Below are 12,811 nucleotides of genomic sequence, written 5' to 3'. Positions count from 1 at the left end.
GAAACATCATGGGTCAATACGTCGCCCCGGTACGGGATATGCAATTCGTGCTGCACGAACTGCTGCAAGTCGAGAACGAACTGAAGCAATTGCCGAAGCATGCGGAAGTCGATGCCGACATCATCAACCAGGTGCTGGAGGAGGGCGGCAAGTTCACTTCCGACATCCTGTTCCCGTTGAACCGCACGGGCGACCACGAAGGTTGCAGGCTGAACCAGGAAACCCATGAAGTGACCACGCCGAAGGGTTTCAAGGAAGCCTACCGGCAATACATCGAGGCGGGCTGGCCGTCGCTGTCGGCCGACCCGGAATACGGCGGCCAGGGCCTGCCCGTCGTGCTGAACAACGCCTTCTATGAAATGCTGAACTCGTCCAACCAGGCCTGGACCATGTACCCGGGCCTGTCGCACGGCGCCTACGAGTGCCTGCACGAGCATGGCACCGACGAGCAGAAGGCCCTGTACCTGCCCAAGCTGGTGTCCGGCGAATGGACCGGCACCATGTGCCTGACCGAAGCCCATTGCGGCACCGACCTGGGCATGCTGCGCTCCAAGGCTGAGCCGCAGGAAGACGGCTCCTACAAGATCACCGGCGGCAAGATCTTCATCTCGGCCGGCGAGCATGACATGGTGGAGAACATCATCCACCTGGTGCTGGCCCGCCTGCCGGACGCGCCTGCCGGCACCAAGGGCATCTCGCTGTTCCTGGTGCCCAAGTTCCTGCCCAACGCGGACGGTTCGCTGGGCGCGCGCAACAGCATTTTCTGCGGCGCGATCGAAGAGAAGATGGGCATCCACGGCAACGCGACCTGCCAGATCAACATGGACGGCGCCACCGGCTGGCTGATCGGCCAGCCCAACAAGGGCCTGAACGCGATGTTCGTGATGATGAACGCGGCGCGCCTCGGCGTCGGCATGCAGTCGCTGGGCCTGACCGAAGTGGCGTACCAGAACGCGCTGGTCTATGCAAAAGACCGGCTGCAGATGCGCAGCCTGTCGGGCGTGAAGGCGCCGGACAAGCCGGCCGACCCGATCATCGTGCACCCGGACGTGCGCCGCATGCTGCTGACCGCCAAGGCATTTGCCGAAGGCGGCCGCGCATTCAGCTACTACATCGCGTTGATGATCGATCGCGAGCTGAATCACCCGGACGAGGAAGTGCGCAAGGACGCGGCCGACCAGGTTGCGCTGCTCACGCCCATCATCAAGGCTTTCCTGACGGACAACGGCTGGATCGCCACCTCCGAGGCGATGCAGGTCTACGGCGGCCACGGCTTCATCGCCGAGTGGGGCATGGAGCAGTACGTCCGCGACTCGCGCATCAACATGATCTACGAAGGCACCAACACCATCCAGTCGCTCGACCTGCTGGGACGCAAGGTGCTGATGGACAATGGCGCGAAGCTGCGCAAGTTCGGCGCCCAGGTGCAGGCTTTCGTCGAGGAAAACGGCAGCGACGAGGCGATGTCCGAATTCATCACGCCGCTGGCCGACCTCGGCGACAAGGTCACCAAGCTGACCATGGAAATCGGCATGAAGGCCTTCCAGAACCAGGACGAGGTCGGCGCCGCAGCCGTGCCTTACCTGCGGGTTGCCGGCCACCTGGTGTTCGCCTACTTCTTCGCCCGCATGGCGAAGATCGCGCTCGAAAAGCAGGACTCCGGCGACAGCTTCTACAAGTCGAAGCTGGGCACCGCGCGCTTCTACTTCGCGCGCCTGCTGCCTGAAACGGCGATGCTGATCCGCCAGGCGCGTTCGGGCTCCGCCAGCCTGATGGCGCTCGACGCCGACCTGATCTAAGTCCAAGCAAGAGGAAACCGCCGCACCGCCCGCCGACCCGTCTTCAACGACGGGCCGGCGCGGCGGTCTGCATCCAACGTCCCAGGAATCCAACCATGTCAAATTTCATCGTCAAGAAAGTCGCCGTGCTCGGCGCCGGCGTCATGGGCGCGCAAATCGCCGCCCACTGCGTCAATGCCCGCGTGCCGGTCGTGCTGTTCGACCTGCCAGCGAAAGAAGGCAACAAGAACGGCATCGTGCTGCGCGCCATCGAAAACCTGAAGAAGCTGAGCCCTGCGCCGCTGGGCGACCGCGACCAGGCCGCGCTGATCGGCGTGGCCAACTACGAGGACAACCTCGAGGAACTGAAGGACTGCGACCTGATCATCGAAGCCATCGCCGAGCGCATGGACTGGAAGCATGACCTGTACAAGAAGGTCGCTCCCTACATCGCGCCGAATGCGATCTTCGCGTCCAACACCTCGGGCCTGTCGATCACGGCGCTGTCCGACGGTTTCGAGGCCGAACTCAAGGCCCGTTTCTGCGGCGTCCACTTCTTCAACCCGCCGCGCTACATGCACCTGGTGGAACTGATCCCGACCGCGGCCACCCGCCCGGAGATCCTCGACCAGCTCGAAGGCTTCCTCGCGTCCACGCTGGGCAAGGGCGTGGTGCGGGCGATCGACACGCCCAACTTCATCGCCAACCGCGTCGGCATCTTCGGCATGCTGGCGACTATCCGCGAAGCCGCGAAGTTCGGCCTGTCGGTGGACGTGGTCGACGACCTGACCGGCGCGCGGCTGGGCCGCGCCAAGTCCGGCACCTTCCGCACCGCCGACGTGGTGGGCCTGGACACCATGGGCCATGTCATCAAGACCATGCAGGACAACCTGAAGGACGACCCGTTCTTCCCGGTCTACGAGACGCCGGAGCTGCTGGGCAAGCTGGTCGCGGCCGGCGCGCTGGGCCAGAAGGCCGGCGCCGGCTTCTACAAGAAAGTGGGCAAGGACATCCAGCGCTTCGACGCGGCCAAGGGCGACTACGTGCCCGGCGGCGGCAAGGCCGACGACCTGGTGGGCCGCATCCTGAAGGAAAAGGACCCGGCCAAGCGCATGAAGGCGCTGCATGACTCGACCAACCCGCAGGCGCAGTTCCTGTGGGCCATCTTCCGCGACGCCTTCCATTACATCGCGGTGCACCTGGAAAGCATCGCCGACAATGCGCGCGATGTCGACTTCGCGCTGCGCTGGGGTTTCGGCTGGAACCAGGGGCCGTTCGAGAGCTGGCAGGCAGCCGGCTGGCAGCAGGTCGCCACCTGGGTCAAGGAAGACATCGACGCCGGACGCGCGCTGTCGGACACGCCGCTGCCTGGCTGGGTCTTCGACGACCGCACCGGCGTGCACACCGCGGAAGGTTCGTGGTCGCCGGCGAAGAAGGCCTATATCCCCCGTTCCAGCCTCGCCGTGTACGGCCGCCAGCCGTTCCGCGCGCCGGTGCTGGGCGAGGGCGGCAGCGACGCCACCAATGGCGGCACGACCGTGTTCGAGGACGATTCGGTGCGCGCATGGCACCAGGGCGACGACGTGCTGGTGCTGTCGCTGAAGACCAAGATGCGCGTGATCGGCCCCGGCGTCATCGCCGGCCTGAGCCGTGCGCTGGACGAGGCCGAGCAGAACTACAAGGGCCTGGTGCTCTGGAATGCCGATGCGGCGCAGGGCGGCGCATTCTCCGCCGGCGCCGACCTGCAGGCCATGCTACCGGTCTTCATGTCGGGCGGCATCAAGGCCATCGGGCCGGAGGTCGCCAAGCTGCAGAACGTGCTGATGCGCATGAAGTATGCCAACGTGCCTGTCGTGGCTGCGGTGGCCGGCCTGGCGCTGGGCGGCGGCTGCGAGCTGGCGCTGCATGCAACCAAGCGCGTGGCCGCGCTGGAAAGCTATATGGGGCTGGTCGAAGTCGGCGTCGGCCTGGTGCCGGCCGGCGGCGGCCTGAAGGAAGCGGCGCTGCGCGCGGCGGCCGACGCCAAGGGCAACGACCTGCTGCAGTTCCTGAAGAACGGCTTCACCAACGCCGCCACCGCGCAGGTGTCGAAGTCGGCGCTGGAAGCGAAGAAGATGGGCTACCTGGCTGCCAGCGACACCATCGTCTTCAACCCGTACGAGCTGCTGCACGTGGCGAAAGTGGAAGCCCGCGCGCTGTTCGACGCCGGCTACCGCGCGCCGGCGAAGGCGCTGGTGCCGGTCACGGGCCGCTACGGCATGGCCACCATCGGCGCGCAGCTGGTCAACATGCGCGACGGCGGCTTCATCTCGGCGCATGACTACAAGCTGGGCATGATGATCGCCGAGATCGTCAGCGGCGGCGACATCGAGCCGGGCAGCCTGGTGTCGGAGCAATGGCTGCTGGACCTGGAACGTAAAGCCTTCATGGAACTGCTGGGCAATCCGAAGACGCAAGAGCGGATCATGGGCATGATGCAGACCGGCAAGCCGGTCCGTAATTAAGGAGAACAGAAAATGAGCCAACAACTACAGGACGCCTACATCGTCGCCGCCACCCGCACGCCGATCGGCAAGGCGCCGCGCGGCATGTTCCGCTACACCCGCCCGGACGACCTGCTGGTGCGTGCGATCCAGTCGGCCGTGGCCCAGGTGCCGGGGCTGGACCCGGCGCTGATCGAGGACGCCATTGTCGGCTGCTCGTTCCCGGAAGCCGAGCAGGGCCTGAACCTGGCCCGCATGGCGGTGCTGCTGGCCGGCCTTCCCAAGACCGTGGGCGGCGTCATCGTCAACCGCTACTGCGCCTCCGGCATCACCGCGGTGGCGATGGCCGCCGACCGCATCCGCGTCGGCCAGGCCGACGTGATGATCGCGGCCGGCGCCGAGTCGATGTCCATGGTGCCGATGATGGGCCACCATCCATCGATGAACATGGGCATCTTCAAGGACGAGAACATCGGCATGGCCTACGGCATGGGCCTGACCGCGGAAAACGTCGCGAAGCAATGGAAGGTGTCGCGCGAGGCGCAGGACCAGTTTGCGCTGGACTCGCACCTGAAGGCGCTGGCCGCGCAGCAGGCCGGCGAGTTCAGCGATGAAATGACCTCGGTCGACATCATCGAGAAATTCCCCAACCTGGCCACCGGCGAGATCGACGTCAAGACCCGCACCGTCAGCCTCGACGAAGGCCCGCGCGCCGATTCCAGCCTGCAGGGACTGGCCAAGCTACGCCCGGTGTTCGCGGCCAAGGGCTCGGTCACGGCCGGCAACAGCTCGCAGACCTCGGACGGCGCGGGCGCGCTGATCCTGGTCAGCGAAAAGATCCTGAAGCAGTTCAACCTGACGCCGCTGGCGCGCTTTGCGTCGTTCGCGGTGCGCGGCGTGCCGCCGGAAATCATGGGCATCGGCCCGAAGGAAGCGATTCCCGCGGCGCTGCGCGCGGCCAACATCACGCAGGACCAGATCGACTGGTTCGAGCTCAACGAGGCGTTCGCCGCGCAGGCGCTGGCGGTGATCCAGGACCTGGGCCTGGACCCGTCCAAGGTCAACCCGATGGGCGGCGCGATCGCGCTCGGCCATCCGCTGGGCGCCACCGGCGCGATCCGCGCGGCCACCGTGGTGCATGCGCTGCGCCGCAAGAACCTGAAGTACGGTATGGTCACCATGTGCGTGGGCACCGGCATGGGCGCGGCAGGCATCTTCGAGCGGATGTAAGCGCTTGGACCAGGGGCCGTGCGGCGTCATGCCGCGCGGCCTTTTTTCATTGAACAGTGAGGAGACGACATGGATATCAGCATCGAACAGGCAAACGGCATCTGCACCATCCGCTTCAACCGGCCCGAAAAGAAGAACGCGATCACCGCGGCGATGTACCAGAGCATGGCCGACGGCTTCACCGCGGCCGAGGCCGACCCGTCGGTGCGGGTCATCGTGCTGGCCGGCCATCCCGGCATCTTCACGGCCGGGAACGACCTCGAGGACTTCATGAAGCAGCCGCCGACCGGCGGCGCCAGCCCGGTGTTCCAGTTCATGTCGGCGCTGAAAGGCGCCAGCAAGCCGGTGGTGGCCGCGGTGGCCGGCGCGGCGGTGGGCGTGGGCACCACGATGCTTCTGCATTGCGACCTGGTCTATGCGGCCGACAATGCCAGGTTTTCGATGCCGTTCAGCCAGCTGGGCCTGTGCCCCGAATTCTCGTCCAGCCTGTTGCTGCCGCGCCTGGCCGGCTACCAGCGCGCCGCCGAGAAGCTGATGCTCGGCGAAGCGTTCCTGGCCGATGAGGCGCAGCAGATGGGCCTGGTCAACCGCGTGCTGCCGGCCGACGAACTGCAGTCCTTCGTGGCGGCGCAGGCGGCCAAGCTGGCGGCGCTGCCGGCCTCGTCGGTGCGCATCACCAAGCAGTTGATGAAGCGCGGCGCCGCGGCCGAGATCGACGAGCAGATGGCGGCGGAGGGCGAGCACTTCCGCCGGATGCTGACCGCGCCGGAAGCGAAGGAAGCGTTCACCGCTTTCTTCGAAAAGCGCAAGCCGGACTTCAGCCAGTTTTCATAGAATCGTGCAGGGGGGCGTCGTACCTTGCGTCGCTTGCCCCGGTGACGTGATTTGCCGCCTCAAGGCTGCTTCGGCGGTTCGACAAGATCCCACTTGCACAGGAGTTATAAAAATGAAAATTCGCAGCCTGCTTTCCTCCGTCCTGATCGGCGCCGTTGCAAGCGCACGGTCGATGACGCCAATGGCGACGATAGCCGCGGCACGCCTCGCCGGCCGTCGTACGACAGGTGAACTCGTTCTCCTGGACCACCCGGTGTTCAAGTTCGGCGCGCTGGCCATGGGCGTCGGAGAGCTGTTCGGCGACAAGATGAAGAGCGCGCCTGACCGCACCGTGTTCCTCGGGCTGCTGGCGCGCGTGGCCAGCGCGGGGATCGCCGGCGCGGCGCTGGCGCCGCGCGGCGAGGAGCAGGCCGGCGCGGCCCTCGCGGTCGCCACCGCGGTGCCGCTTGCCTACCTGACGCTGGCCGGCCGCAAGCAGGCCATGGCGCGCATCGGCCAGACCCGCAGCGGCCTGATAGAGGACGCGCTGATCGTCGCCGCGGGCATCACGGTAGTGGCCCTGGCAACGCGGCCGAAGCGGGGCTAGCCGGCACGGGTCTTTCCCGGTGCGTGGATGCCTGCACCGTGTGTTGACGGCGCGCTGCAGGCCAGGAGGTCATGATGATCAGGACGGTACAGTTCATCGCCATGCTCTTTACCGCGGTGTCCATGGCCGCCGGCTGGGCGCACCTGCTTGAACTCCCGGCCAAGATGGCGCTCTCCCACGACGATTACCTGACGGTGCAGCAGATCTACCGGGGCTGGGCGCTGCTCGGTGTGTTCGTGGTCGGCGCGCTCGTCGCAACCGCCGTACTGACGCTGCTCCAGCGGCGTGCGGGCGCCGCTTTCCACCTTTCGCTTGCCGCCACGCTATGCATCGCGCTCGGCCTCGCGGCGTTCTTCCTGTTCACCTTTCCGGCAAACCAGGCAACGCAGAACTGGACCATGCTGCCGCCGCAGTGGGAAGCGCTTCGGCGCCAGTGGGAATACTCGCATGCGGCCGGCGCGGTGCTGTACTTCGTCGCGCTGGCTGCGCTGACGCTGTCCATCCTGGCTGGCCGCCGCTAGGGCGCAATCGCCTTGGGCCGCCGCGGCATCAGTCCTTTTGCGGATCGTGTCCCCAGTTCATCAGCGAGTAACGCCAGTCGCTCGTCGCAGGATCGCTCTTGCTGGGCCCCTGCGCCAGGTGCCGGTGGACGTATCCGACCACCTTGCGCATGTGGGCAAGGTCGTCCTCGCTTAACTCCTGCGCAGGCCGATGCAGCAGCTCGATGATGCGCCGGCCGGAATGGTGTCCGACCGATTCGCCATCGCCGTGCTTTTGGCCCACGCGTTTCGAATCCTCGCTGTCCAGCCATTTCTCCAGCTGGGCAGCCGTCATGTTGACCGCCTGCTTGAAATCGGCAATCGTCTGGCGCTTGTCGGCCGCCTGGTGGCCGTCGCCTTCTTTTTGAGTCATTGGATTTCCCCGTTCGAGGGTGTCAGTTTCCCGGACGCGCCGGGCGCCGTGGATCAAAAGGCTGGCAGGCAGCAGGCCAGCCCTCCCTTCAATTCATCCCACGGGATCGATGCGGCGGGCAGACGCCCGGACTTCAGTCCTTGAGGTCTGCCGGCACCTTGCCGCCGTTCGCCGCCAGCTTGTTCATCACCTGGCGGTGCAGCCAGACGTTCATCGACGCCGAGTCGTTGGTGTCGCCGCTATAGCCCAGCTCGCCGGCAAGCTCCTTGCGGGATTGCAGGCTGCTGTCGAGGTTCAGCAGTTTCAGCAGGTCGACGATGGAAGTGCGCCAGTTCAGGGTTTGCCCTCCCGACTGCGCCATGCCATTCAGGATTTGTTCGACATCGACTTCCGGCATGTTCTGCGCCGGCGCGGCGGCCGGTGCGGATGCGGGTGCGGCCGGGGCCGCGGGAGCGGTGGCCGCGCCGGCCGCAGGCGCCGCGGCGGTCGTGTCTGCCTGGGCGACTGCGGGATGGGAAGAAGGGAAGATCTTGTGGAAAATATTGCTGAGTATGCCCATATGCGCCTCTGTCGGAAAAGTTGAAGTCATGTCGCCGGCGAAAGACGCCAGCCGACACCTGTCGTTTGACCCCATGCCGGCCTTGCCGCCACGGGACTAGCAAATTGACAAGTTCTGATGAACAACGTTCAGTAATATCCCTGGCTGCCAGGTCGCCCGGCGCAATGCGACCCGGAATACCCGGTTCGCCGCCGCCAGCCAGCGCAATCCGGCCGGGGGCCTTGAAGCAGGGGCGCCGTCGGGAAGCCCCGGCAGCCGGTCAGGCCGGGTCCGGCGCGCGGCCTGCCCGTGCCGCTTCGATCGCGGCGATGTCGATCTTCCGCATCGTCATCATCGCGTCGAACGCGCGCCGGGCGGCGGCGCGGTCGGGGTCCGTCACTGCGGCCAGCAGCGCGCGCGGCGTGATCTGCCATGACACGCCCCAGCGGTCCTTGCACCAGCCGCATGCGCTTTCCTGGCCGCCGTTGTCGACGATCGCATTCCACAAGCGGTCGGTCTCTGCCTGGTCGTCGGTCGCGATTTGGAAAGAGAATGCCTCGTTATGCTTGAAATGCGGGCCGCCATTGAGCCCGATGCAGGGAATGCCGGCGACCGTGAACTCGACCGTCAGCACGTCGCCCTCCTTGCCGTCCGGGTAGTCGCCCGGCGCGCGGTGCACGGTGCCGACCGCGCTGTCGGGGAATGTCTTCGCGTAAAACCTCGCGGCGTCATGGGCGCCGCCTTCGTACCACAGGCAGATCGTGTTCTTGCCGGTCATCGTTCGTCTCCTTGATGGTTGGTTTACGGCGTTTGCCGGCGCCGGGAATGCCGGCCGCCCCTCGGCTGCCGGATATGCATGGCGCCGTCGCCGCGATCCATTAATGTCGCACATTCCTGCGGCCCATACGGGCCGCGCAGCGCGCGGAAACGCCGCGGCGCGCGACGGATGAGGATTGGTATAAATTATCCGGCCTTGCTTACGAATAGACTTTAGCGATGAAAGATGATCGACTCCTGGAGATGCGCGTCTTCAAGGCGGTGGTGGAGGCGGGCGGCTTCACCGCCGCCGCCAATTTCCTCAATGTCAGCCAGCCGTTTGTCAGCCAGAGCATCAACAGCCTGGAGCGCAGGCTGGGCGTGCAGCTGCTGCACCGCTCGACCCGGACCCAGCGCCTGACCAGCGAAGGCGAGCGCTTCCTGATGTCATGCGGCCAGGTGCTGGACAGCGTCGAGGAAGCGGAAGCCCAGGTGCGCTCGGGCGAGCCCACCGGCAACCTGCGCATCAGCGCCTCGCATGCATTCGGCATGGACCAGCTGGTGCCGGCCCTGCCGCGCTTCCTCGCGGCCTACCCGAAGCTGTGCGTGCATTTTTCGCTGTCGGACTCCAACGTCAACCTGATCGAGGACAATTTCGATGTCGCCGTGCGCATGGGACGCCTGCAGGACTCCTCGCTGCGCAGCCGCAAGCTGTGCGACCTCCAGCGGGTGGTCGTCGCCGCGCCGCAATATGTCGCGGCCCATGGCAAGCCAGTGACGCCGCAGGGCTTGTCCCGGCATGCTTGCCTCACCTGGGAATCGCCGCGCGAGCACTTGAACCAGTGGCCGTTCATGCTGAACGGCCAAATCGAAAAAGTCGCGGTCCACGGCAATTTCCGCAGCACCGACGGCACGACGCTGTTCCAGCTCTGCGTGGCCGGCGTGGGCATCATGCGGCTGGCAGAACACCTTGCGCTGCCGGCGATCCGGGCCGGAAAGCTGGTGCCGCTGCTTGCCGAATACCAGGCGAAGGACGACACCGCGATCCATGCGGTCTACCTGCCGGAACGCCAGGTGGTGCCGCGGATACGGGCCTTCATCGATTACTTCGTGGACACGTTCCGCGAGCCGCCCTGGCATGCGCAATAGCGGCCGAGGCCGGCAGGCAAGCCGCTATTTATTCCCTGCTGTAATAAATCTTATCGCGCCCCGTGTCTGGATCGGCGACGGCGGCTGCCTTATCGTGACGCCATTCATTCATCCCCGTTCCACCCCAGTCACAGGAGGCAAGCATGAGCAGCAAGGCGCCGATCGACACGCGCGCGCAGCAGGCAGAACTGCGGCGCACCGTTTCCCATCCGTCGAATAATTCGATCTACCGGCCCAAGCAGGCCGGCCTGAAATTCCCGAGCATCCCGGACTTTTCCACCTTTGCCGAGGAAAGGCAGCATCGCAAGGAGCGCCTGGTCGCCGCATGCCGCGCATTTGCGCTGCACAACCTGGACTATGGCTTTGCCGGCCACCTGACCGTGCGCGACCCGGAATACCCGGACCTTTACTGGACCAACCCGATGGCCGTGCATTTTTCGCAGGTCAGGCTGTCGAACCTGATCCTGGCTGACCACACCGGCAAGGTCGTCGAGGGAAGCCATGCGCTGAACCGCGCGGGTTTCGTGCTGCATGCGGCGGTGCATGAAGCCAATCCGGACATCGTGGCGATGTGCCACGCGCATTCGGTGTATGGCACCGCGTTCGCCGCGCTGGGACGCCCGCTGGACCCGATCACGCAGGATGCGGCCGCATTCTTCGAGGACCACGTGGTCATCAGGGACGAGGCCGGCGCCGTTGCGGTCGAGGAAAAGGCCGGCCTGTCCGTCGCTGATTACTTCAAGGACGTGAAGGCCGCGATCCACCAGAACCATGGCCTGCTGACCGTGAGCCGCCACAGCATCGAGGCGGCGGCATTCTGGTTCATCGCGCTGGAGCGCTGCTGCCAGCAGCAGCTGCTGGTCGAGGCGACCGGCATCAAGCCGGTGATGGTGCCGGAGCACAGCTCCCGCTACAGCCGCGAGCATGTCGGCAGCGAGTACATCGGCTGGCTGCATTTCCAGCCCATCTACGAGCAGCTGGTCCAGACCAACCCGGATATGTTCAGTTAAGCATGCCCGCATGAAGAACAGGCGAGCGCGGCCCGGGCTGCGCTCCGCCTGCAATAACAAGCAACGGAGATACCATGTTGAAAACCGCTTACGGCGACGCCGTCGCGCAGCGTAGCAGCGAGGAAGATACCTATGCCAAGGTGACCTGGCGCCTGATCCCTTTCCTGTTCCTTTGCTACGTCTTTGCCTACCTCGACCGCGTCAACGTCGGCTTTGCGAAGCTGCAGATGCTGTCCGACCTGAAGTTCAGCGAAACCATCTACGGCCTGGGCGCCGGCATCTTTTTCATCGGCTATTTCATCTTCGAGGTGCCGAGCAATATCGCGCTGCACCGCTTCGGCGCGCGCAAGTGGATCGCCCGCATCATGATCAGCTGGGGCGTGATTTCCGCGTCGATGATCTTCGTGAAATCGCCCACCATGTTCTACGTGCTGCGCTTCCTGCTGGGCGTGGCGGAGGCAGGCTTTTTCCCGGGCATCATCCTGTACCTGACCTACTGGTACCCGGCCTCGCGCCGTTCCAAGATCACCGCGCTGTTCATGACGGGCATCCCGATCGCCGGTGTCATCGGCGGCCCGCTGTCGGGGTGGATCCTCAACCATTTTCATGGCATGAGCGGCATGCCGGGATGGCAATGGCTGTTCCTGCTGGAAGCCATCCCGTCCATCGTCACCGGCTTCGTGGTCCTTGCCTACCTCGACGACAGGATCGCCTCGGCCAAGTGGCTCAGCGCGGAAGAAAAGGCGTTGCTCGAAAAGGGCCTGGCCAGCGAATCGGGGCATATCGAAGTGCATAGCGCCGCCGGCGCGTTCACCAACAAGCGGGTCTGGGTGCTCAGCGCCTGCTACTTCGGCATCATCATGGGCCTGTACGGCATCGGCTTCTGGCTGCCGACGCTGATCAAGGCGTCCGGCGTCACCGACAGCTTCGACGTCGGCCTGCTGACGATGATTCCGTATGGCGCCGCGGCAGTCGCGATGGTCGCGATCGGACGCAGCTCGGACCGTAACAAGGAGCGGCGCTGGCACGTGGCGCTGCCGGCAGTGCTGGGCGCAATCGGCCTGGCAGCCAGCACCTTCGTGCCGCAGAACACCGTGCTGGCCGTGCTGTCGCTGACCGTCGCCACCGTCGGCATACTGGGCGCGCTGTGCCAGTTCTGGTCGATACCGCCGGCGTTTCTTGGCGGCGCCGCGGCGGCGGCCGGGATTGCGCTGATCAATTCGGTGGGCAACCTGGCGGGCTTCGTCAGCCCCTACCTGGTCGGCTGGATCAAGGACCTGACACTGAGCACCGACGTCGGGCTGTACTGCATCGCCGTGTCGCTGCTGGCCGCGGCCGCCATCGTGCTGACCGTGCCCAAGCACGTGGTCAACCGCTGATGCGCTGCTGACCCGGCCGATGGGCGGCCGGAAAAGGCTGCCGTCGCCATCGCCGCATCCGGATTGCCGGATGCGGCTTTTTTTTGGCATTCGCCCGCCGCTTTCCCGCGTTGCGGCCCCGGGGCCGCCGAACAAGGCGCTGTCCTACGCCCGATC

The 12,811-nt window shown here is 65.6% G+C and carries 12 protein-coding genes; 9 read left to right on the top strand and 3 right to left on the bottom strand.

Translation table 11 applies throughout. The features are described from left to right. Positions 1–8: 8 nt before the first annotated feature. The 6 genes from QOL82_RS14850 to QOL82_RS14825 all read left to right on the top strand — a co-directional run bounded on the left by QOL82_RS14850 (position 9) and on the right by QOL82_RS14825 (position 7,432). Positions 9–1,799, top strand: a complete 1,791-nt coding sequence (locus tag QOL82_RS14850; protein WP_283443071.1) for an acyl-CoA dehydrogenase C-terminal domain-containing protein — start codon at positions 9–11, stop codon at positions 1,797–1,799. A gap of 95 nt (positions 1,800–1,894) precedes the next feature. After that, positions 1,895–4,282 (top strand): 3-hydroxyacyl-CoA dehydrogenase/enoyl-CoA hydratase family protein, encoded by a 2,388-nt coding sequence (locus QOL82_RS14845; protein WP_283443070.1) that lies wholly within the window; start codon positions 1,895–1,897, stop codon positions 4,280–4,282. 12 nt (positions 4,283–4,294) lie between these two features. Next, a complete protein-coding gene (locus tag QOL82_RS14840) occupies positions 4,295–5,491 on the top strand; it encodes an acetyl-CoA C-acyltransferase (protein ID WP_283443069.1) in 1,197 nt (398 codons plus the stop codon). A 69-nt stretch (positions 5,492–5,560) separates the two neighbouring features. Next, positions 5,561–6,325: an enoyl-CoA hydratase gene (locus tag QOL82_RS14835; protein ID WP_283443068.1), complete on the top strand. Its 765-nt coding sequence runs from the start codon at positions 5,561–5,563 to the stop codon at positions 6,323–6,325. 112 nt (positions 6,326–6,437) lie between these two features. After that, positions 6,438–6,911, top strand: a complete 474-nt coding sequence (locus QOL82_RS14830) for a hypothetical protein (protein ID WP_283443067.1) — start codon at positions 6,438–6,440, stop codon at positions 6,909–6,911. Positions 6,912–6,985: 74 nt separating this feature from the next. Beyond that, the gene (locus tag QOL82_RS14825) at positions 6,986–7,432 is read left to right on the top strand and encodes a DUF1772 domain-containing protein (protein ID WP_283443066.1); all 447 of its coding nucleotides are present in this window, start codon (positions 6,986–6,988) and stop codon (positions 7,430–7,432) included. 28 nt (positions 7,433–7,460) lie between these two features. Here the strand turns inward: QOL82_RS14825 and QOL82_RS14820 are convergent, their stop codons facing one another. The 3 genes from QOL82_RS14820 to QOL82_RS14810 form a co-directional block, all read right to left on the bottom strand. Further along, complete coding sequence (locus tag QOL82_RS14820; protein WP_283443065.1) at positions 7,461–7,823, bottom strand: DUF3140 domain-containing protein; 363 nt, start codon at positions 7,821–7,823, stop codon at positions 7,461–7,463. Positions 7,824–7,956: 133 nt separating this feature from the next. Then, positions 7,957–8,382 carry a DUF3597 domain-containing protein gene (locus QOL82_RS14815; protein ID WP_283443064.1) on the bottom strand — a complete coding sequence of 142 codons (426 nt, stop codon included), beginning with the start codon at positions 8,380–8,382 and terminating at the stop codon, positions 7,957–7,959. Between the two features lie 259 nt (positions 8,383–8,641). Beyond that, a complete protein-coding gene (locus tag QOL82_RS14810; protein ID WP_283443063.1) occupies positions 8,642–9,139 on the bottom strand; it encodes a VOC family protein in 498 nt (165 codons plus the stop codon). Between the two features lie 218 nt (positions 9,140–9,357). Between QOL82_RS14810 and QOL82_RS14805 the strand changes: the two genes are divergently transcribed. The 3 genes from QOL82_RS14805 to QOL82_RS14795 all read left to right on the top strand — a co-directional run bounded on the left by QOL82_RS14805 (position 9,358) and on the right by QOL82_RS14795 (position 12,655). Further along, positions 9,358–10,266, top strand: coding sequence for a LysR family transcriptional regulator (locus tag QOL82_RS14805; RefSeq protein WP_283443062.1), 909 nt, complete (start codon positions 9,358–9,360; stop codon positions 10,264–10,266). Positions 10,267–10,409: 143 nt separating this feature from the next. Continuing rightward, the gene (locus QOL82_RS14800) at positions 10,410–11,276 is read left to right on the top strand and encodes a class II aldolase/adducin family protein (protein ID WP_283443061.1); all 867 of its coding nucleotides are present in this window, start codon (positions 10,410–10,412) and stop codon (positions 11,274–11,276) included. A 74-nt stretch (positions 11,277–11,350) separates the two neighbouring features. Then, positions 11,351–12,655, top strand: coding sequence for an MFS transporter (locus tag QOL82_RS14795; RefSeq protein ID WP_283443060.1), 1,305 nt, complete (start codon positions 11,351–11,353; stop codon positions 12,653–12,655). The last annotated feature ends 156 nt before the right edge of the window (positions 12,656–12,811 follow it).

The organism is Noviherbaspirillum suwonense, assembly GCF_900182955.1.
Lineage (GTDB): Bacteria > Pseudomonadota > Gammaproteobacteria > Burkholderiales > Burkholderiaceae_D > Noviherbaspirillum_A > Noviherbaspirillum_A suwonense.
Note: the sequence above shows the minus strand (reverse complement) of the source record. Positions and strands in the feature narration are given on the sequence as shown.